Origin of the sequence: Planobispora longispora, from assembly GCF_016863135.1 — a bacterium.
Lineage (GTDB): Bacteria > Actinomycetota > Actinomycetes > Streptosporangiales > Streptosporangiaceae > Planobispora > Planobispora longispora.
The window spans coordinates 56,951-76,553 of sequence record NZ_BOOH01000052.1 but is presented as its reverse complement, the minus strand read 5'-3'; the positions used below and the strand labels follow the sequence as shown (position 1 = coordinate 76,553).

The window sequence follows — 19,603 nt, the reverse complement described above, 5'->3', positions numbered from 1 at the left end:
GAAGACTCCCGTAGAAGTTCTGACGGCCGGTTCACCGGGGGACGGGGACCCGCATGTCCATGGGGACGTAGCCGATGCTGCGGCCCTCGGCGTCCAGGAGGCGGCCCATCCGCTTGACCCACCTGAGCGTGACGGTCCGGTCGAGGATGCGGATCGCCGGGAAGCGCGCGGCCAGCTGCGCCTCGAACCGCGACAGCTCGTTCAGGCCGTGCAGCCAGACCGTGGCCAGGAGGTTGGCCTCCCCGACGATCGAGCACGACAGCCGGACCTCGCGCATGTTCGCCATGCCGTCGGCGACGACGTCGAGGTCGACGGGCGGCACGCTCAGCCACAGGGTGGCGGTGACCCGCCAGCCGGCGAGCAGGTGCGCCGCCTCGCAGCGGAGCACCGCGCGGCCGCTGCCGAGCGCCGCCGCGGCCAGTCGCCGCACGGTGCTCTCCGGCTTCCCCACCGTCTCGGCGAGCTGGGCGTAGGGCTGGCGGCCGTCGACGGCCAGCGCGAGGATCACCTCGTTCTCCTCGGCGCTGGAGATCGCCGGCTCCGCCCGGCGCGCGTCGCGGCTCTCGAGGTCGCGCCGCTGATCCTGGCTGAGCGAGTCGAACCGCCACCGGCTGGCCTCGCGGTGGATGCGCTGCGCCAGATGGGTGCGGGTCGAGGTGATCCCCGGCAGATTCCCCAGCCGGTGCAGCGCGTACTCACTCATCAGGGTCAGGTTGGCGGCCCCGACCGTGAGCAGCAGGTCGCGGTTTCCGGTGGTGATCTCCACGCTCAGCGCGTGCGGGTCCCCGGCCAGCCGCGCGGCGACCTCCTCGCGCATACCCGGCGCGCATCCCACTTCGACGAGGGCGAACGCGCCGAACTCGACCTGCGAGGGACCGGCGACGCAGGTGACCCAGGCGCAGCCGCTCCGGCTGAGGCGGGCCCAGCGCCGCGAGAGCGTGGCGGGATCCACGCCCAGCGGACCGGCCAGCCGGCTCCAGGGCGCCCGGGGCGCCATCTGGAGCGCGTTGATGAGCGCCAGGTCGAGTTCATCCAACATTGCGGTTCTGTGCATGTGAGGAGGCTTCCCGAGAAGAATCGTGCAGTTTGGGCGGCATAGGCGGTGAAGAGGCGATTCTTGCACCACCTCCGGGTCTCCACCTCCTTCTCCGGGAGTTCACCATGCCACGAACCCGACGCACCGCCGGGACCGCGCTCGCGGCCTCCGCCGCGCTTCTCGCTTCCGCCTGCACCACCTCCACCGGCACGCCCGGCGACGTCACGGCCTCCGGCCAGGACGCCGTCATCCGGTACGCGGTGACCTCCGACGTCACCGGCTTCGACCCGGCCAAGGCCTCGGCCGCCACCGACTACGGCTTCGCCGCCCTGGCCTACGACACCCTCGTGGGCCGCGACGACGGCGGGAAGATCGTCTCTGGACTCGCGGAGAAGTGGGAGGCCACGCCCACCTCTGCCGTGTTCACCCTGCGCAAAGACCTGACCTGCTCCGACGGCAAGCCGCTCACCCCCGCGGACGTGGCGGCGTCGCTCAGGCGCTACGCCGACCCCGCGACGGGGGCGCCGGGCGTCGGCCTGGTCTTCGGCCCCGGAAACAAGATCGACATCACGTCCGACAACACCGCGGGCACGGTCACCGTCAAGCTCGCCACCCCCTGGTCCGACCTGGTCACGGGCCTGGCGAACGGGCCGACCGGCATCGTCTGCGCCCCCGGCCTCGCCGACCCGGCCAAGCTCGCGCAGGGCCCGGTGCCCGGCGCGGGCACCGGGCCGTACGTGATCGAGAAGGCCCAGCGCGGCGCCGCTTACACGCTCAGGCTCCGCGACGGCTACACGGCCTTCGTCCCCTACTCCGACCAGCCGCAGGGCGAACCGGCCAAAACCATCGAGATCACGGTCATGGGCAACGAGAGCACCGCGGCCAACGAGCTGAGCACCGGCGTCCTGGACTACGCCGCGTTCACCGGCCCCGACGCCGCCCGTTTCTCCGACGCCGAGTACACCAAGTTCACCGCGCCGGTGCTGCGCATGTTCGTCGTCTTCAACCAGCGCGAGGGCCACCCGGGCGCGGATCAGAAGATCCGTCAGGCCGTCTCCCGGGCGCTGGACCCCGCGGCCTTCAACAAGGTCTTCGGCGGCAAGGGCGAGGTCATGAAGAGCTTCGCCGACAGCACGATCCCCTGCGCGAACGCCGACGCCTCCCTGGTGACCCCGGCCGACCCCGAGGCCGCCGAGAAGACGCTCTCCGGCGTCAAGCTCACGCTGACCGGGACCAACGGGGTCGGCGGCGGCGCGGGCAACACCTACGTCCAGGAGGCCCTGCGGGCCGCCGGGGCCGAGGTGACCCTGCGCAACGTCGACAACGCCACCTGGGCCACCGAGGTGCTCGGCGGCAAGGGCGAGTGGGACATCACGGTCATGGCCCACCTGAACCTCTCGTCCACCCTCACCAACGCCGCCGTCCTCCTCACCGGGCCGCCCCCGCCGAACGGGCGCAACTTCGGCGCGGTCGAGAACGCGGAGTTCGGCCGGAACGTGGCCATGGCCATGGCCACGGTCGACGAGAGCGCCAAGTGCGCCGCGTGGGCCGAGGCCCAGAAGTCGGTGCTGAGCCGGCACGACATCGTGCCGCTGTCCACGGTCCCCGTCACGTATGTCTTCAACCGCCGCGTCGCCGGCGCCACCCCGCTCGGTCTCGTCGACCCGTCCTCGCTGAGGATCGTCAAGAAATGAGAACGGAGGATCACCGGCCGGTGGACGCCCAGTCCCACCGGCCGGAGAATCCGGCGGCGGACACCCCCGGCACACCGGTGACGGACACATCGGAGAACCCGGCGACGGGCGCGCCTGAAGGCACGGCCGTCAGAGGCGGGGGCCATCCCTGGGCCGGCTTCCTGCTGCGCCGGCTCGGCGGGCTGCTGGCGGTGCTGGTCACCCTGGTGGTCGTCACCTTCCTCATCGTCCAGCTCATCCCCGGCGACCCGGCCAGAGCCCTGGCCGGTCCCGACGCGACCCCCCAGCAGATCGAGCAGCTCCGGCACGAGATCGGCCTGGACCGTCCCCTTCCCGAGCAGTTCGCCTCCTACGCGGGCGGGCTGCTCGGCGGGGACCTGGGCGTCTCGTTCCAGACCCGGGAGCCGGTCGCCGACGTCATCGCCGCGCGCCTGCCGTTCACCGCGGAGCTGGCGCTCCTGGCCGTCGTGGTCGCGCTCGCGGTGGCCGTGCCGCTCGGCATGGCCGTGGCGGTCGCCACCCGCGGCGGGCGGCGGCCACGCCTGGACGCCGCCTTCACCTTCGTCACCGGCCTGGGGGGCGCGGCGCCCGAGTACGTGCTCGGCACGCTCCTGGTCCTGGTCTTCGCCATCGGGCTGGGGGTGCTGCCCGCCTCCGGAGCGGCCACCCTGTCCGCGCTGGTGCTGCCGGTCACGGCGATCGCGCTGCCCGGCGCGTGCGTGCTGGCCCGCGTCGTGCGCCGGGAGGCGGCGGTCGTGCTGGAGCAGGACTACATGCGCACGGCGCGCGGGCGGCGGCTGCCCGCGCCGGCGCTGTACGCCCGGCACGCCCTGCCCAACCTCCTGACCGGCACCCTCACCCTGGGCGGGCTGACCCTCAGCGCGCTGCTGGGCGGCACGGTCATCGTGGAGAGCGTCTTCGCCTGGCCCGGCATGGGCACCCGGGTCGTCGAGGCGATCCTCGCCCGCGACTACCCGGTGATCCAGGGCACGGTGCTGGTGCTGGGGCTGCTGGCCGCCCTGATCAACATGATCGTCGACGTGCTGCTGGGACTGCTCGACCCGCGCACGCTCGCCGGAAGGAGCCATGCATGATCCGGCCGACGGTGAGGAGCCGCATGGTCCTCCGGGGGCACGAAGTGATCCGATCGACGGCGAGGAGCCGCAAGACCCGCCCGGCCGCGAGGAGAGAGCCGTGATCCGGTGGACGGCGGGGCTGAAGGCGGGCCTGGCCGGGCTGGCCGCCGTCGCCCTGGTCGGGCTGGCCGCCCCGTACCTCTTCGGCGAGGCCGCCCAGCAGCTCTCCGGCGCGGCCCGCGAGGGCGTCTCGGCCGGGCACTGGCTCGGCACCGACGCGCTGGGCCGCGACGTGCTCGCCCGCACCCTGGTCGCGACCCGCCTCACACTGCTGATGACCGCCGCGGCGACCGCCATCGCGGGCGTCCTGGGCATCCTGATCGGCACGACCGTCTGGGTGGCGGGGCCGCGCGTCCGCGAGACCGGGCTGCGCCTGATCGACGTCATGGTCTCCTACCCCGCGGTGATCCTGGCCCTGGTCGTGGCCGCGATCCTGGGGGCCGGACCGGTCGCCGCGGTGCTGGCGATCGGCGTCGCGTGGAGCCCGGCCTTCGCCCGGCTCACCGCCAGCCTGGCCGCCTCGGTCGCCGGGCGCGACTTCGTCGCCACCGCCCGGCTGCTGGGCGTGCCGCCGTACCGCGTCCTGACCAGGCACCTGCTGCCCAACATCGCCGAGCCGCTGCTCGTGCTGCTCTCGGTGGCCTTCGCCGGGACACTGACCGCCCTGTCGGGCCTGTCGTTCCTCGGACTGGGCGTGCAGCCGCCCGCCTACGACTGGGGGGCGCTGCTCGACACCGGCCTGGAGGCGATCTACACCAACCCGGCCGAGGCGGTGGGCCCGGCGGTGGCGATCACTCTGACCGGGGTGCTGGCGGGGTTCGTCGGCGACGGACTCGCCGCCGGCAGCGATCCCCGGGCCGGGCGCGGGCGGGACGGCTGGAGCCCGAGCGCGCCCGTGCCGGGCAGGCGGGCGCCGGACGGCGCGCTGCTCGTCGTGGACGGGCTCAGCGTCGAGCTGCCCGGCGGGGTGCGACTGGTGGACGGCGTCTCCTTCCACGTCATGCCCGGCGAGATCGTCGGCGTGGTGGGCGAGTCCGGCTCCGGCAAGAGCCTGACCGCCATGGCGGTCGCCCGGCTCCTGCCCGACGGGGTGCGCGCCACGGCTGCCGGACTTCGCCTGGGCGATCTGGATCTGACCGGGCGCGCCGAACCCGCCCGGCTCGCCACCGAGATCGGCGTCGTCTACCAGGACCCCTCGGCCTCCTTCAACCCCGCGCTGCGGATGGGCGGCCAGCTCACCGAGGTGCTCCGCCGCCACCGCGGCGTCGGCAGGGCCGAGGCCCGCGAGCGCGCGGTCAAGGCGCTGGAGGCGGTACGGATCCTCCAGCCGGAGACCGTGGTCCGCCGCCACCCGCACGAACTGTCCGGCGGGATGCGGCAGCGCGCCATGATCGCCTCCGCGGTGCTGCCCGGCCCGCGGCTGCTGATCGCCGACGAGCCCACCACCGCGCTGGACGTGACCGTCCAGGCCGAGGTGCTGGAGCTGCTCAAGGAGATCAACACGGCCGAGGGGACCGCGATGATGTTCATCTCGCACGACATCGGCGTGGTGGGCACGCTCTGCGACCGCGTCCTGGTCATGTACGCGGGGCGGATCGTCGAGGAACTGCCCGTGGCGGACCTGCGCGTCGGCCGGGCCGCCCACCCCTACACCCGGGCGCTGCTGGCCGCCACCCCCCGCCTCGACGAGGATGAGGAGAGGGGCCCGCTGACCACCGTCCCGGGCCGTCCGCCCGCCCCCTCCGCCCGCCCCGGGGGCTGCGCCTTCGCCCCCCGCTGCCCCGTCGCCCTGCCGATCTGCGCCACCGACCCGCCCGCGCCGGTCCCCACCGGCGAGGGCCGGTCCGCCGCCTGCCACGCCGTGGGAGTGCCGTCGTGAAAGCCCGCCGAGAAGGTGACGCCACCGTGGAAGCCCGCCGGGGGAACGACGCCGCCCCGGAAGCCCCCGCCGTCCGAGAAGGTTCTGCCGCGGAGGTCTCCACCGTCCGAGGAGGTTCTGCCGCGGAGGTCTCCGCCGGGGAACCGGCGGCCGTTCCCATGCGGCTCGCCGCCGAGAACCTGACGGTCGTCTTCGGGCACGGCTCCCGCGCCCACGTCGCGCTCGACGACGTCAGCGTCGGCGTGGCCGAGGGCACCACCCTCGGCCTGGTCGGCGAGTCGGGATCGGGCAAGTCGACCCTCGCCAAGGCACTGGTCGGACTGGTGCGCCCCCGCACGGGACGGATCCTGCTCGACGGCGCCGACGTGTCGGCGTTGCGCGGGGCGCGGCTGGCGGCGGTGCGGCGGCGCGTGCAGATGATCTCCCAGGACCCCTATTCCTCGCTCAACCCCCGCATGACGGTGGGCCAGGCCATCGCCGAGGCGATCGACCCCCGCCGCGCCGACCACCGGCGGCACGCCGACGCCGTCACCGGCTGGCTGGAGACGGTCGCGCTGGACGGCGACGCGGCGGCCCGCTACCCGCACGAGTTCTCCGGCGGGCAGCGCCAGCGCATCGCGATCGCCCGGGCCCTGGCCGCCGAGCCGGAGGTGGTCGTCGCCGACGAGATCACCTCCGCGCTCGACTGCTCGGTCCAGGCCGAGGTGCTCAACCTCCTGGCCGGCCTGCGTGAGCGGCTCCGGCTGACCATGGTGTTCATCTCCCACGATCTCGCCGTGGTCCGCCACGTCAGCGACGAGGTGGCGGTGATGAACCGGGGCAGAATCGTCGAGTACGGTCCCTGCCGCCGGGTCTACCGCTCCCCCGCCCACCCCTACACCCGCCGGCTGCTCGGCAGCGTTCCGGCGTTCCCCCTCCAGGAGTCACGTTGACCTCGCCGACCTCTTCCGCCTCCGCCGTCCCCGCCGTCCCGGCCGTCCCGCCGGGCGAGCCTCTCTCCAATGATCCGCCGGTCCCGCCCGCCCCCGCGGGATCGCCCTCGGCCGCGACCACCCGCGACCTCCTGTCCGGCCTGCCGGTCGCCGCCCTGACCGACTTCTACCGGGACCTGCACGCCCACCCCGAGCTGTCGATGCGCGAGCACCGCACCGCCGCCCGGCTCGCCGGACGGCTGCGCGACGCCGGGCTGGAGACGGTCGAGGGCATCGGCGGCACCGGGGTGGCGGCCGTACTGCGCAACGGGGACGGGCCGACGGTGATGATCCGCGGGGACATGGACGCGCTGCCGGTCACCGAGGAGACCGGCCTGCCGTACGCCAGCACCGTTCCCGGGATCATGCACGCCTGCGGCCACGACCTGCACGTCACCTGCCTGGCCGGCGCCGCCGAGTCCCTGGCTCGGGGCCGGGACGCCTGGTCGGGCACGCTGCTGGTGGTGGGCCAGCCGGGCGAGGAGACCGCCGAGGGCGCGCTGGCCATGCTGGACGACGGCCTGTTCAGCCGCCTCCCCCGCCCGGACGTCGTCCTCGGCCAGCACGTCGGCCCCGGCCCGGTGGGGCTGATGGGGCATCGGGCCGGCCTGATCATGTCGGCGGCGACGAACGTCTCCGTCCGGATCTTCGGGCGGGGCGGCCACGGCTCGACGCCGGAGGTGTGCGTGGATCCGGTGGTGACGGCCGCCTACCTGGTGACCAGGCTCCAGACGATCGTCTCCCGCGAGATCCCCGCCCGCGAGGCCGTCGTCGTCACCGTCGGGATGATGCGGGCCGGGACGAAGGCCAACATCATCCCGCAGGAGGCGGAGGTCACGCTGAACCTCCGCACGCAGTCCCGGGCCGTCCGCGACCAGGTCATCGACGCGGTCCGCCGCATCGCCGAGGCCGAGTGCGCCGCCTCCCGCTGCCCGCGTCCGCCGGAGCTGACCGTCTCCTCCGACTTCCCCGTGACGATGAACGACCCCGAGGTGGACGGGCGGGTGCGGGCCGTGCACGCGGAGCTGTTCGGCGAGCAGGCGGTGGTGGAGTACGGCCCGCTGATGGGCAGCGAGGACTTCCCCCGCTTCGGGATGGCCGAGCACAACGGCGGCGCGGCCATCCCGTCCGCCTTCTGGTTCTTCGGCGGCACCCCGCCGGAGACGTGGGAGGCCGCGCCCGGCGAGAGCGGGCTGGAGAAGATCATGAGCGTTCCCGGCAACCACACCCCGCGCTTCGCGCCCGACCTGTCGGCGATCCCGGTCGGAGTGGCCGCCCTGACCTCCGCCGCCCTGGAGTACCTGGCATGATCTCCTGGACCGCTGCTCCGGGCCGTCCCGGGACGGCCGCGGTCAAGGATCGCCCCGAGGAGTGCCCGGTATGACCGCCGATCTGATCGTCCGCGGACGGCTGACGACCCTCGACCCGGCGCGGCCGTCCGCCGAGGCCCTGGCGGTCCGCGACGGCCGCATCCTCGCCGTCGGCTCCGCGGCGGAGATCGACGCCCTCCGCGGCCGGGCCACCCGGGTCCTCGACACCGGGGACGCCTGCGTGCTGCCGGGCTTCGTGGAGGCGCACGGCCACTTCATCGGCGACGCCGTCGTGCAGGGCGGCGGCATCGTCGACATCCGGCCGGTCACGGTGGCCGACGCGGGCCGGGTCGTCGAGCTGATCCGCGCGACGGTGGCCGGGCGCGGCGCGGCGGGCGCCTTCTTCAACGGCTGGGATCCCCTGCTGCAGAGGGGGCTGCCGGAGCCCGGCCCGGCGTGGCTCGACGCGCTGGCGCCGGACACCCCGTTGGTGATCATGCACAACTCCGGCCACTCGGTGTACTTCAACTCCGTCGCGGCCCGCCGGGCGGGCCTGTCCCGCGACACCCCCGATCCGGCGGGCGGCCACTTCGGCCGGACCGCCGACGGGGGGCTCGACGGCTCCGCCTACGAGCCCCCCGCCACCTCGATGGTCACCGGCCCGCTGCTGCGCGACGTGATCGCGCCGGGCATCGTCACCGCGCTGGTCGCGGGCAGCGGCCGGGCCAACGCCGCGGGGGTCACCATGATGAGCGAGATGGGCTTCCACCCGGGCTACGGTCCCGCCCTGGCCGCCGCCCGGCAGGAGGGTGCGATCTCCGTACGGCTGCGGCTCTACGAGGTCTCCACGCCCGCGCTGCGCAGCGACGCGACGCCCGGAGAGGGCGACGACCTCGTGCGCCGGATCGGCGTCAAGACCTGGGCGGACGGCTCCCCCTGGGTCGGCAACCTGGCCGCGTCCTTCCCCTATCTGGACACCGAGGCCACCCGCGCGCTCGGCGTGCCCCCGGGCCATCGCGCCCCGGCGAACTACACCCCCGACGAGCTCCTGGAGATCTCCCGGGCGTACTTCGACGCCGGCTGGCAGCTCGCCTGCCACGCCAACGGCGACGAGGCGGTCGCGCTGGTGCTCGACGTCTGGGAGCGGCTGCTGAGCCGCGGCGGCCGCCCCGACCACCGGCTCCGGATGGAGCACGTCAGCTCGATGCGGCCCGAGCAGTTCGCCCGCGCGCACGCCATGGGGATCACCTGCAGCCTCTTCCCCGACCACGTCTACTACTGGGGCGAGGTCCTGGCCGACGACCTGTTCGGCCCGGAGGTCGCCGAGCGGTGGGCGCCGATCGGCACCGCCGTACGGTCCGGGATGCGCATCTCGCTGCACAACGACTCCCCGGTCACCCCCGTCGAGCCGCTGCGCAACATCGGCGTGGCCGTCTCCCGGCTCACCCGCGGGGGCCGCAGGCTGGGCGCGGGTGAGAGCATCGGCGTCGAGCGGGCCATCCGCGCGCAGACGATCGACGCGGCCTACCAGCTCTTCGCCGACGACATCGTCGGCTCCCTGGAGGCGGGCAAGTACGCCGACCTGGTGGTGCTGGAGGCGGACCCGCGCGACGTCGCGCCGGAGGAGATCGGCGACATCGCCGTCCTGGCGACCTTCCTGGAAGGCCGCCAGGTGCACGGGGAGTGAGGGCGCCCCGATCCGGTCGGAGCGGACCGGCCGGGTCGGGGCGGACCGGCCGGGTCGGGGCGGACCGGCCGGGTCGGGGCGGACCGGCCGCGGCGGGCCCGCCGGGAGACGGCGGCTCGCGCGGGGCCGGTCCCGGCCGCGCTCGTCGAGCGCCTACACCGGACGGGCCGGGCACCCCAGGCGGCGTCCCAGCTGCGCGAGGTTCTCGTCGAACCCCTTCCGGGTACGGCCGGCGAACCCGATGAAGAAGCGGTTGGCCAGCGGCACGCCCCACCGCCCCCACTGCGCGACGTTGAAGACCCGGTGGGTGAGCAGCGCGCCCTCGGGGTGCGGTTCGACGCTCCACTCGCCCCGGTACCACCAGCCGCCCTGGAAGGAGATGGCGCGGTCGGTGACCTCCACGGTGGAGGTGTGGCCGGGCAGGTCCTCGACGGTGAAGCGGCCGGTGCGCCTGCCGTCGGGCAGGAGCGCGTCGGCCAGCCCGTCGAAGACCGCGGCGGCCGGGGCCTCGACGATTCCGGCGACCTCGACGATCAGCTTCTTCCCGCTCACCGGGCCGCCCCGGCGTTCCGGAAGCATGCGGCTCCCCCGCCCCCGGGCGTGCCGGCGTTCCGGAAGCATGCGGATCTCCGGCCTCCGGGCGTGCCGGCGGCGGCCGGGGAGACGACCGGCTCGCCGAGGCGTGGAACGCGAGCGGTCTCCTCGTTCACGGACATGGCGCGATTCCTCTCGGTCACGGCGCCTATCCTGGAGATTGCGAGTCCAGACAGGGCAGGCGCCTTGTTCGGATGTCCGGCTGCCAGGGTGTTGGCGCACCCTGGCAGCCGCCTTCTCATGATCCGTCGAGCACCTGTGAGAGCAGGTCCTGCCTGACGGTGCCCGGCCAGTCGAGCTCCCCCGACTCCAGGCGGGCGATGACGCGCCGCACCCAGGCCAGCTCGGTCTCGTTCAGCGCGCGCTCGTAGTCGACCTCGATCATCAGGACCTCGGGCAGGCCGCTGTCCTTCATGGCGTTCAGCTGGCCGTCCATCCCGGCCAGCAGCCCTTCGATCGCCGCCGCCCTGACGCGCAGGGCGCGCAGCGCCTCGGGAACCGGCAGGGCGCCGACGAGGGAGACGGCGGCGGTGAACGCCCGGCGGTCGGGGCCGGGCTTCTCGAGGAGGCCGCGGAGCCTCGTCGCCAGTTCCCTGCGGCCCTCGTCGGTGATCTCGTAGACCGTGCGCTCGGGCCGGCGGCCCTCTCTGCTGCTCTCGACCGGGATGATCAGCTCCTCGCCCGCGAGCCTCTCGACCGCGTGGTAGAGGCTCCTGGGCAGCCCCGTCACGTAGTCCTTGTGCGTGTCGACGATGAAGCGGTGGAGCTCGTACGGGTGACCGGCGCGCACCGAGAGCATGGCCAGCACGGTCAGGCCGACCAGGTCAGGGCGTCGCGCCATGGTGATGCCTCTCCGTAATGCTTTTTTCTATATTGCATTTTGCACTATAGCAGGTGCATCCGCTTCCCTTTTCCGGTCATTTCCAGGACGGCGCTCAGGACACGACGAGGGCGGGCCCGGCGGCCTGCGCAGCCGGGCCCGCCCCTCGAATCCGCCCCGCAGCCCTCAGCCGGGGAGGGTCTCCCCGCCGATCGGGGCGAGGATCTCACCGCTGTAGTAGGACGACAGCCGGTCGGCCGCGAAGAAGACGTAGGACGGCGCGATCTCGTCGGGGTCGGCGGCGCGTTTCATCGGCGCCTGCTTGCCGAACTCGTCGACCCTCTCCTCGGGGAAGGTCGCCGGGATCAGGGGCGTCCACACCGGTCCGGGCGCCACCGCGTTGACCCGGATGCCGCGTTCGAGGAGGTTCTGCGCCATCGCGTAGGTGAAGGCGTTGATCGCTCCCTTGGTCGCGGAGTAGTCGAGGAGCGTCTTGTTGCCGCGCAGCCCGTTGATGGACGAGGTGTTGATGATGGCGCCGCCCTCACGGAGGTACGGCAGGGCCGCCTTGGTCACCCGGTAGTAGCTGTGGATGTTGACCGCGAACGTGTGCTCCCACTGCTCGTCGCTCAGCTCCTCCAGCGACTCCACCGGCTTCTGGTAGGCCACGTTGTTCACCAGGATGTCGAGACCGCCCAGCTCGGCCACCGTCTGATCGACGACCGCCCCGCAGTGATCGCGGTCGGCGAGGTCCCCCGGGATCAGCACGCAGCGCCGCCCGGCCTCCTCCACCAGCTTCCTGGTGTGGTTGGCGTCCTCGTGCTCGACCAGATAGGCGATCGCGACATCGGCCCCCTCCTTGGCGAAGGCGATCGCGACCGCGCGCCCGATCCCCGAGTCGCCCCCGGTGATCAGGGCGCGTTTGCCGGCCAGCAGGTCTCTGCCGACGTAGTCGCGCATCTCATCGCGGGGCTCGGGATTCATCCGCCCGGTGTCGCCCGGGTACGGCTGGCTCTGCGGCGGCGGTGTGCTGTTCGGTTCCTCTGGCATGTCTGCGAGGTGCCCTCCCTCCCGCGTCTTTAACGCCCCGCCTCCCACCCGCACGGAGCGAGACCACCGGGATGATCGCCTGGCGGCGACGGCGGCCGGCGCGGCGGTGATGCGGGGCAGATCGGCGGCGCGGCCGTCACCGCCCCGGCGGAGGGGTGAGACCGCCCCCGGCTCCCCGGCCCGCTCACGCGGTGCACGTCCCAGCGCTCGGGGGCTCTACATCGCCCCCAGATACGCCCACGCGCCCTCGTGCCGGACGAAGCGGCTGTGCTCCTCCATCTCCCCCGCCTTCCCGCGCTCCCGGTAGTGGGCGCGGAAACGCACGGTCCCCTCGGTGTTGAGGACACCGCCGCCGGACGTCTCCAAGATCTCCAGCTTCACCCACCGCAGCGCCGGGTCGAGGCCGAGCTCCGGCGGGCGCGTCGTGGGATGCCAGGTGCGCAGGAGGTACTCTCCGTCGCCGACGGCGAAGGCGCTGAACCGCGAGCGCATGAGCAGCTCCGCGGTGGACGCGGCGGCCTCCCCCCGGTGCAGGCGCCCGCAGCAGTCCCGGTACGGGGCGGGGAGCCCGCACGGGCACGAGGCAGTGAGGGCGGGCAGGGCCCGGGATCGTGAACCGCGTCGTGACATGCCGTCAATTGTGCCCGCCGGCCAGGGTCCCCGGCCGCGCCGGTCCGCCTGATCCGATCCGGCCCGTCCGATCCGATCCGGCCCGTCCGATCCGATCCGGCCCGTCCGATCTGATTCGATCCGGCCCGTCCGATCTGATTCGATCCGGCCCGTCCGATCTGATTCGTCTGATCCGGCCTGTGTGATCCGGTCCGTCTTATCCGATGTCCGGCCCGGACCGCCGGGCGTCAGCGCTTGACGGCCCGCAGGACCACGAACTTCGGGTCGCTTGCGACGACCTCGCAGTTGCCGAAGATCCGGCGGAGCTTCGCGTGGTATCCGAGGTGCCGGTTGCCGATGACCCACAGCTCGCCCCCGCGGCGCAGCGCGGCGCGCGATCCGGTGAACATGCGCCAGGCCGTCGCGTCGGTCGTGGCCCGGTGCGCATGGAAGGGCGGGTTGTTCAGCACCAGGTCCACCGTCCCGGCCGGGACGCCCGACATGCCGTCCCCCACCCGGAACTCCGCCGCCCTGCCCGCACCGGCGTTCGCCCGGAACGTGGCCTCGGCCGAGGCCACCGCCTGGTGGGACTCGTCGATGAACAGCACCTCGGCCGCGCCGTTGGCCAGCGCCGCCGCCGTTCCGACCACCCCGTTGCCGCAGCCGAGGTCCACGACGCGCTCCGGCCCGCGGCGCCGGGGAAGGTTGCGCAGGAGGAACCTGGTGCCGATGTCCAGGCGGTCGGCGCAGAAGACCCCCGCGTAGTTGGTGACGGTCAGGCCGGAGGCCGCTCCGGCGTCGGCGGGCAGCGTGTAGACGCGCGGCCAGGGGTTGGGCGGCCGGGAGAGGCCCGGGTCGGGCGAGCAGAAGATGAGCCGTGCCTTCTTCGCGGCCAGCGTCGTCCTGGTCGGCCCGAGGATCCGCTCGAAGAGCCTCAGCGTCGAGGTGTGGATCTCGGTGACCATCCCCGCGCCGACGACCACGGTGCCCGCGTGCACGTGCGGCGCCAGGCGGTGCAGCTGGTCCTCCAGGAGCGCGAGGCCCTTGGGCACCCGGATCAGCAGCACGTCGATCCGGTCCGGCGGCGTGTCCCTGGTCGAGAGCAGCCGCACCGCGTCCGCGCCGATGCCGTTGCGCTCCAGGTTCGCCCGGGTCGCCTCCTGGGCGAGGAAGGAGTCGGTGATCTGCACGGGACGGTGCCCGGCGAGCACGGTGGCCAGGGCGCCCCATCGGTCGCCGACCACCACGACGGTTCCCGAGAGGTCCACCGGTTCGGCTGCGGCGCCTGACGGGTCCACCGGCTCGCCGCCGGACCCGTACAGGTGCCGCAGCAGGTATTCGTCGGCGGCGTCCCAGGCGCGGAACTGGTCGCGGGGATCCTCGGGGAAGCGGGTGAGGTGGAACTCGTCCCCGGACGTCGTCAGACGGGTCATCGCGCCCGGGACCGGCGCGGCGGCCGCCGGGGCGCCGGGACGACGCCGCTCCGGCGCCGACGGCTCCGCGCCGGACGGCACCGAAGTATCAGAAGGCATTCACGCAGTTTACTTCCGCCGCCTCGTCCCGCCGGACGGTCCGGGCCGTACGCCTGCTCCATCAGCGCGTACGCCTTCGCGCAGCAGGCCTCGGCCTCGTCGAGCCGGCCGGTTCCGTGTCGGGCGGCGACCTGGCTCCCGCGCGCCGTCCAGCTCCGGCGCACGGAGATCGAGGATCCCCTAAGCTGACCTACCGCTTGCTTGGTTAACGGGCTACTCTCGACGTGAGTCCCACGCGGGAGCATCGCGACGGCGGGGCGCGCCGCCCGCGCGCCCCCGACCCCGGACGGCGATGCCACCGCCGTCGACCACTGACCCGGAGGCCCCATGACGAGCACCACTCCTCCGCTGGCCGGCACGGCGGCGCTGGTCACCGGCGGCGGCAGCGGCATCGGACTGGCGTGCGCGCGCCGCCTGGCCGCCGACGGCGCCGCCGTCACCATCTGCGGCCGGACCGAGGGGCGGCTGAAGGAGGCCGCCGAGGCGATCGGCGCGCGCTGCGTCGTCGCCGACGTCACCGACGAGGAGCAGGTCGCGGCCGCGGTGCGGGCCGCCGCCGCGCCCGCGCCGCTGCGCGCCGTCGTGCACAGCGCGGGCGGGTCCACCTCGATCGGCCCCCTGCCCGGCCTGGACGCCGACGCCTGGCGCGCCACGCTGGAACTGAACGCCACCGGGACGATGCTCACCCTCAAGCACGCCGCCCGCGCCATGGCCCGCAACTCCCCGCAGGGCGGCGCGTTCGTGGCCATCTCGTCGGTCGCCGCGTCCAACACCCACCGCTGGTTCGGCGCGTACGGAGTGTCGAAGGCCGCCGTGGACCACCTGGTGCGGCTGGGCGCCGACGAGCTGGGCTCGGTGGGCGTGCGCGTCAACGGCATCCGGCCCGGCCTGGTCCGCACCGAACTGGTCGCGGGCATCACCGATCCCGGCCCCGTACTGGACGACTACCTGGCCTGCATGCCGCTGGGCCGGGTCGGCGAGCCCGGCGACGTCGCCGAGGCCGCCCGGTTCCTGGCCGGGCCCGAGTCGTCATGGATCACCGGCCAGATCCTCGGCGTCGACGGCGGCCACCACCTGCGCCGGGGCCCCGACTACCGCGCGATGTTCGAGCCCATGTTCGGCGCGGACGCGCTGCGCGGAATGCCCCCTGAGGAGTGAACCCGAGGAGTGAACCCGTGACGGACGCGCGCTCGTTCAACCTGGCCGATCTGTTCGAGGTGGTGGCCGACGCCTGCCCGGACCGGGTGGCGCTGGTCGCCTCCGGCGGGCCGCCCGACCGGCGGCTGACCTACGCCGAGCTGGACGCCCGCGCCAACCGGGTCGCCCACCATCTGGCCGCCGCCAGGGTGGGGCCCGGTGACCGGGTGGGCGTCCTCGCCTGCAACCGGGCCGAGTGGGTCGAGACGATGATCGGCTGTTTCAAACTGCGCGCCGCGCCGGTCAACGTGAACTACCGCTACGTCACCGACGAGCTGACGCACCTGCTCGGCAACGCCGGATGCGTCGCGCTCGTCGCCGAACGCTCGCTCCTGCCCGGTGTCGACCGCGACCGGCTGCCGGAGCTGCGCCACGTCCTGACCATCGACGGCGACTACGAGGACGCGCTGGCGGCCGTGTCGCCGGAGCGCGGTTTCGGGCCGCGCTCGTCGGACGATCCGTACCTGCTCTACACCGGCGGCACCACGGGCCTGCCCAAGGGGGTGCTGTGGCGGTGCGAGGACATCTTCGTCGCGGCCATGGGCGGGGGGAACTACGGCGGGCCCCCGGTGTCCGCGCCGGAGGAACTGGCGGCGTGCGCCGGCCGCGATCCGCTGCGGGCGCAGGTGCACGCGCCGCTCATGCACGGCGGCGGCCAGTGGATAACCTGGATCACCCTCACCACCGGCGGCACGGTGGTGCTGTGGACGGGACGGCACTTCGACGCCCGCCTCGCCCTCGACCTCGCGACGCGCGAGCGCTCCCAGATCCTCATGCTGGTCGGCGACGGCATGGCGCGCCCGGTCCTGCAGGAACTGGAGGGCGGGAAGCACGACGAGCTTGAGATCTTCGCCTTCGGGTCGGGCGGCGCGCCGCTGTCCGACGACGTCAAGGAGGGGTTGCTGGCCGCGGTGCCGGGCGCGTACGTCTCCGACAACCTGGGCGGCTCGGAGACCGGCGCCATGGGCCCCTCGCTCGGCGGCGGGCGGTTCCGGCTGGGCCCGGAGTTCGCGGTGCTCGGCCCCGATCTCACACCGGTCGGCCCCGGGCGGGAGGGCGTGGTGGCGAGGACCGGGCACATCCCCCTCGCCTACTGGGGCGACCCGGACAAGACGGCGGCGACCTTCGTGACCGGGCCGGACGGGCGGCGCTGGGCCCTGCAGGGCGACCACGCCCGCGTCGAGGACGACGGGTCGGTCACCCTGCTGGGCCGCGGCTCCCTGGTCATCAACACCGGCGGGGAGAAGGTGTTCGCCGAGGAGGTCGAGACCGCGCTGCGCGCCCACCCGTCCGTGGCCGACGCCATCGTCATCGGTGTGCCGGACGCGCGGCTCGGCCAGCGCGTCACCGCCGTGATCGCCCCCACCGGGCCGGTGACCGGGGAAACGCTGACCGCGCACTGCCGTACCCGCCTGGCCGGTTACAAGACACCGCGCGCCTTCCACTTCGTGGAGCACATCGAGCACACGCCCGTCGGCAAGCCCGACTACGCCTGGGCCCGCTCCGTGGCCACCGGGTGAGCCGGACGGCGGGGCGACGCCGGTGGATTCGCGGGCAACGGGGAACGGGCCCATCGTGACGGGGATCTCCATGGCCGATCAGAACCCGCCTCTTCCCGAATCGCTCACCGGGCTGACTGCGCGAGACGCCGCGGTCCTCACCAGACGAGCACAGCGGAATTTCTCGCTGAGTCAGCTGGCCGGCCTCGCATGGGCGGTGTTGTTCACGAGTGTCCGCGGCAGCGAATGGGTTTTGGCGGTCTGCGCAGTGGCCGGGGCAGGGATGGCGGTCTGCGCCATCGTTCTACTGCAGAAGCTTTCAGCGGCCAGGATGCGCACGCGCCTGAGCCGGCTCAGCGAACACGCCGGAGCCCTGGGCGTGTTCGTGATCGGCTTCCAGCCTCTCCCCTTCGGGCGCAAACCGCTCTTTCGCAGAAAGCACAGGAAGACGACCTACAGGGCGGCGATGGTGGTCTTTCACGACCGGCTCGCCTTCCTCCCGGGCAGGAGCGGGCTGCGCAAGGGCTGGAGTGACGTCGACCTCGAACTGAAACAGGTTCGGGAAGTGCTCGTCGACCACGGTCGCCGGCTGCGCGCATGGCCGCACGTCTTCGTGGAACTGGTCGACGACCGTGTCATCGACTTCTCCCTCATAGACGGTCCCGGGCGGCTGGCCGCGGCGCTGCGCGCGGCCGGAGCACCGCTGACCGAGACCCCCGACCGGCGGCCCCGGTGAGAGAGCGGACGATCGCGGCGATCCCCCGGAGGAAGTGTCCACGTGGGGAAGCCGGGCGCGGAGCCCGCGGCCGGGCCTCGCGATGGAGCCCCGGCGAGCGGGTTCCCCACGGCGGACGGCTTCCCCACACGGTGACCGCGCCTGCGGAAACCTCAGGGAAGGCGGCCGACGTACGCCAGGGCCTGCTTCAGCAGCGTTCCCTGCCCGCCGGTCATCTCCTTCTGCACCATGGGTGAGGCCGCCTCCTCCGGCGTGAACCAGACGAGGTCGAGCGCGTCCTGCCGGGGACGGCAGTCCCCCGCGACCGGGACGACGTAGGCCAGGGACACCGCGTGCTGCCGGGGATCGTGGTAGGGCGTGACCCCCTGCGTCGGGAAGTACTCGGCGATGGTGAACGGCTGCGGGGAGGCCGGGACCCGGGGCAGCGCGACCGGGCCGAGGTCCTTCTCCAGGTGGCGCATGAGCGCGTCGCGGACGCGCTCATGGTGGAGCACGCGCCCGGACACGAGGGCACGGCTCACCGTCCCGTCCGCTCCGATGCGCAACAGCAGGCCGACATGCGTGACCACTCCGGCGTCGTCGACCCGCACCGGCACGGCGTCGACGTAGAGGATCGGCATCCGGGCGCGCGCCGACTCCAGCTCGTCGGGAGTCAGCCAGCCGGGACTGGTTTCGGTCATTTCGGTCATTAATCGATCGTACTTCGCGACCGTTCGGAGGACACGATCGCTCCCGCCCTTAGGGCCCGGCGTTCGCGCGGCCGGGACCTGGTTCCGATGACGACGGTGGCGTCCATCTCCCCGGAGCCCGCCACCCGGGGGACGAGCCCGCCGCGCGCGACGCTCTCGGCGGCCCGCGGCGCCTGGCGCCCGCCCGTCTCGATCAGCAGGGAGCCGCCCGGCGACAGCCACAGCGGCGCCGCGGCGGCCACCCGCCGCACGATGTCGAGCCCGTCCGCGCCGCCGTCGAGCGCCGCGCGCGGCTCGTGGACGCGGGCCTCCGGGGGCAGCAGCCCGACCTCCCCGGTGGGGACGTACGGCGCGCTGGCGACCAGGACGTCGACCCGGCCCCGCAGCGTGGCGGGGAGCGGCCGGTAGAGGTCGCCCTCGTACACCCGCCCGCCGGCCGCGGCGACGTTGCGGCGGGCGCACCGCACCGCGACGGGGTCGATGTCGACGGCGTGCAGTTCCACCCGGTCCAGGGCCGCCGCCAGCGCGGCGCCCACCGCGCCCGAACCGCAGCACAGATCGACGACGACGATCGGCGGCCGGGCGGGGGACGGACCGGCGGCGCCCGTGATCCGCCCGGCGAGGGCGGCGGCCTGGGCGACGAGGAACTCGGTGCGGCGGCGGGGGACGAAGACCCCGGAGGTCACGGCTATCCTCAGGCCGCAGAACTCCGCCCAGCCGAGAACGTGTTCGAGGGGCAGACCGGCGACGCGCCGGTCCACCATGGCCACGAGATCGGCCGGCGTCCGCGCCGCGGAGACGAGCAGGCGAGCCTCGTCCTCGGCGAAGACGCAGCCCGCGGCCCGGAGCCTGGTGATGATCGTGGACCGGGACGGAGATGACGGGGAAAGCGACATGGGAACCCTTCGGGATGCCGATGGGCGCTCCCCGGCTCCTACGCGGGGCGGACCGCGTGGCCGTGAGGCGGGAGCACCCAGCCTGGTCTGGCGGTAATGGGGCTCACCTCCTCAAGACGATCTCCACTGGAGAAGGAAACACTACCCGATCCGGCTCGCGGGCCGCCTGCGGCCCACCGGCGATCCCGGTATCGCGGAGCCGTACGGCCCGCCGGGCGTTAGGGCGGAGCGGAGTCCGTAAGGCCCCGGGCGTTCGAGCGGAGCGGAC

At 73.7% G+C, this 19,603-nt stretch carries 17 protein-coding genes; 9 read left to right on the top strand and 8 right to left on the bottom strand.

All coding sequences use genetic code 11. The annotated features are described in order from the left end of the window. Positions 1-31: 31 nt before the first annotated feature. On the bottom strand, positions 32-1,054 hold the full coding sequence (locus Plo01_RS31145; protein ID WP_203894305.1) for an Lrp/AsnC family transcriptional regulator: 1,023 nt from the start codon (positions 1,052-1,054) through the stop codon (positions 32-34). Positions 1,055-1,161: 107 nt separating this feature from the next. On the opposite strand from Plo01_RS31145, the gene Plo01_RS31140 reads away from it, so the two are divergent. From Plo01_RS31140 to Plo01_RS31115, 6 genes are all read left to right on the top strand, one after another. Further along, on the top strand, positions 1,162-2,730 hold the full coding sequence (locus Plo01_RS31140; protein WP_203894304.1) for an ABC transporter substrate-binding protein: 1,569 nt from the start codon (positions 1,162-1,164) through the stop codon (positions 2,728-2,730). Continuing rightward, a complete protein-coding gene (locus Plo01_RS31135; protein WP_203894303.1) occupies positions 2,727-3,824 on the top strand; it encodes an ABC transporter permease in 1,098 nt (365 codons plus the stop codon). Before Plo01_RS31140 ends, Plo01_RS31135 begins: the two co-directional genes overlap by 4 nt. 100 nt (positions 3,825-3,924) lie before the next feature. Next, on the top strand, positions 3,925-5,745 hold the full coding sequence (locus Plo01_RS31130) for a dipeptide/oligopeptide/nickel ABC transporter permease/ATP-binding protein (protein ID WP_239317423.1): 1,821 nt from the start codon (positions 3,925-3,927) through the stop codon (positions 5,743-5,745). Positions 5,746-5,771: 26 nt separating this feature from the next. Beyond that, a complete protein-coding gene (locus Plo01_RS31125) occupies positions 5,772-6,677 on the top strand; it encodes an ATP-binding cassette domain-containing protein (RefSeq protein ID WP_239317421.1) in 906 nt (301 codons plus the stop codon). Next, positions 6,674-8,026 carry an amidohydrolase gene (locus tag Plo01_RS31120; protein WP_203894301.1) on the top strand — a complete coding sequence of 451 codons (1,353 nt, stop codon included), beginning with the start codon at positions 6,674-6,676 and terminating at the stop codon, positions 8,024-8,026. The genes Plo01_RS31125 and Plo01_RS31120 overlap by 4 nt, the downstream gene beginning before the upstream one ends. A 70-nt stretch (positions 8,027-8,096) precedes the next feature. After that, positions 8,097-9,713: an amidohydrolase gene (locus Plo01_RS31115; protein WP_203894300.1), complete on the top strand. Its 1,617-nt coding sequence runs from the start codon at positions 8,097-8,099 to the stop codon at positions 9,711-9,713. A 153-nt stretch (positions 9,714-9,866) separates the two neighbouring features. Here the strand turns inward: Plo01_RS31115 and Plo01_RS31110 are convergent, their stop codons facing one another. The 5 genes from Plo01_RS31110 to Plo01_RS31090 all read right to left on the bottom strand — a co-directional run bounded on the left by Plo01_RS31110 (position 9,867) and on the right by Plo01_RS31090 (position 14,318). Beyond that, positions 9,867-10,292, bottom strand: a complete 426-nt coding sequence (locus Plo01_RS31110; RefSeq protein WP_203894299.1) for a hypothetical protein — start codon at positions 10,290-10,292, stop codon at positions 9,867-9,869. Between the two features lie 253 nt (positions 10,293-10,545). Then, positions 10,546-11,148, bottom strand: coding sequence for a PadR family transcriptional regulator (locus Plo01_RS31105; RefSeq protein ID WP_203894298.1), 603 nt, complete (start codon positions 11,146-11,148; stop codon positions 10,546-10,548). A 165-nt stretch (positions 11,149-11,313) separates the two neighbouring features. Beyond that, on the bottom strand, positions 11,314-12,177 hold the full coding sequence (locus Plo01_RS31100; RefSeq protein WP_203894297.1) for an SDR family oxidoreductase: 864 nt from the start codon (positions 12,175-12,177) through the stop codon (positions 11,314-11,316). A 216-nt stretch (positions 12,178-12,393) separates the two neighbouring features. Further along, complete coding sequence (locus tag Plo01_RS31095) at positions 12,394-12,807, bottom strand: YchJ family protein (protein WP_203894296.1); 414 nt, start codon at positions 12,805-12,807, stop codon at positions 12,394-12,396. 227 nt (positions 12,808-13,034) lie between these two features. Further along, positions 13,035-14,318 (bottom strand): methyltransferase, encoded by a 1,284-nt coding sequence (locus tag Plo01_RS31090; RefSeq protein ID WP_239317419.1) that lies wholly within the window; start codon positions 14,316-14,318, stop codon positions 13,035-13,037. A 327-nt stretch (positions 14,319-14,645) separates the two neighbouring features. Between Plo01_RS31090 and Plo01_RS31085 the strand changes: the two genes are divergently transcribed. The 3 genes from Plo01_RS31085 to Plo01_RS31075 all read left to right on the top strand — a co-directional run bounded on the left by Plo01_RS31085 (position 14,646) and on the right by Plo01_RS31075 (position 17,750). Then, positions 14,646-15,476 carry an SDR family oxidoreductase gene (locus tag Plo01_RS31085; protein ID WP_203894295.1) on the top strand — a complete coding sequence of 277 codons (831 nt, stop codon included), beginning with the start codon at positions 14,646-14,648 and terminating at the stop codon, positions 15,474-15,476. 17 nt (positions 15,477-15,493) lie between these two features. After that, on the top strand, positions 15,494-17,035 hold the full coding sequence (locus Plo01_RS31080) for an AMP-binding protein (protein WP_203894294.1): 1,542 nt from the start codon (positions 15,494-15,496) through the stop codon (positions 17,033-17,035). Positions 17,036-17,105: 70 nt separating this feature from the next. Continuing rightward, positions 17,106-17,750 carry a hypothetical protein gene (locus tag Plo01_RS31075; RefSeq protein ID WP_203894293.1) on the top strand — a complete coding sequence of 215 codons (645 nt, stop codon included), beginning with the start codon at positions 17,106-17,108 and terminating at the stop codon, positions 17,748-17,750. A 152-nt stretch (positions 17,751-17,902) separates the two neighbouring features. Here the strand turns inward: Plo01_RS31075 and Plo01_RS31070 are convergent, their stop codons facing one another. Together Plo01_RS31070 and Plo01_RS31065 are read right to left on the bottom strand one after the other, a co-directional pair. Beyond that, positions 17,903-18,439: an NUDIX hydrolase family protein gene (locus Plo01_RS31070; RefSeq protein WP_203894292.1), complete on the bottom strand. Its 537-nt coding sequence runs from the start codon at positions 18,437-18,439 to the stop codon at positions 17,903-17,905. Continuing rightward, positions 18,439-19,335 carry a putative protein N(5)-glutamine methyltransferase gene (locus Plo01_RS31065; protein ID WP_203894291.1) on the bottom strand — a complete coding sequence of 299 codons (897 nt, stop codon included), beginning with the start codon at positions 19,333-19,335 and terminating at the stop codon, positions 18,439-18,441. The genes Plo01_RS31070 and Plo01_RS31065 overlap by 1 nt, the downstream gene beginning before the upstream one ends. Positions 19,336-19,603 lie beyond the last annotated feature (268 nt).

Bases quoted from the DNA above. Each gene is read 5' to 3' on its own strand.
- Plo01_RS31075 (WP_203894293.1), top strand. From the start codon at position 17,106: ATGGCCGATCAGAACCCGCCTCTTCCCGAATCGCTCACCGGGCTGACT.
- Plo01_RS31095 (WP_203894296.1), bottom strand. From the start codon at position 12,807: ATGTCACGACGCGGTTCACGATCCCGGGCCCTGCCCGCCCTCACTGCC.
- Plo01_RS31085 (WP_203894295.1), top strand. From the start codon at position 14,646: ATGACGAGCACCACTCCTCCGCTGGCCGGCACGGCGGCGCTGGTCACC.
- Plo01_RS31140 (WP_203894304.1), top strand. From the start codon at position 1,162: ATGCCACGAACCCGACGCACCGCCGGGACCGCGCTCGCGGCCTCCGCC.
- Plo01_RS31070 (WP_203894292.1), bottom strand. From the start codon at position 18,439: ATGACCGAAATGACCGAAACCAGTCCCGGCTGGCTGACTCCCGACGAG.
- Plo01_RS31100 (WP_203894297.1), bottom strand. From the start codon at position 12,177: ATGCCAGAGGAACCGAACAGCACACCGCCGCCGCAGAGCCAGCCGTAC.
- Plo01_RS31065 (WP_203894291.1), bottom strand. From the start codon at position 19,335: ATGTCGCTTTCCCCGTCATCTCCGTCCCGGTCCACGATCATCACCAGG.
- Plo01_RS31110 (WP_203894299.1), bottom strand. From the start codon at position 10,292: ATGCTTCCGGAACGCCGGGGCGGCCCGGTGAGCGGGAAGAAGCTGATC.
- Plo01_RS31105 (WP_203894298.1), bottom strand. From the start codon at position 11,148: ATGGCGCGACGCCCTGACCTGGTCGGCCTGACCGTGCTGGCCATGCTC.
- Plo01_RS31115 (WP_203894300.1), top strand. From the start codon at position 8,097: ATGACCGCCGATCTGATCGTCCGCGGACGGCTGACGACCCTCGACCCG.
- Plo01_RS31135 (WP_203894303.1), top strand. From the start codon at position 2,727: ATGAGAACGGAGGATCACCGGCCGGTGGACGCCCAGTCCCACCGGCCG.
- Plo01_RS31145 (WP_203894305.1), bottom strand. From the start codon at position 1,054: ATGCACAGAACCGCAATGTTGGATGAACTCGACCTGGCGCTCATCAAC.
- Plo01_RS31090 (WP_239317419.1), bottom strand. From the start codon at position 14,318: ATGCCTTCTGATACTTCGGTGCCGTCCGGCGCGGAGCCGTCGGCGCCG.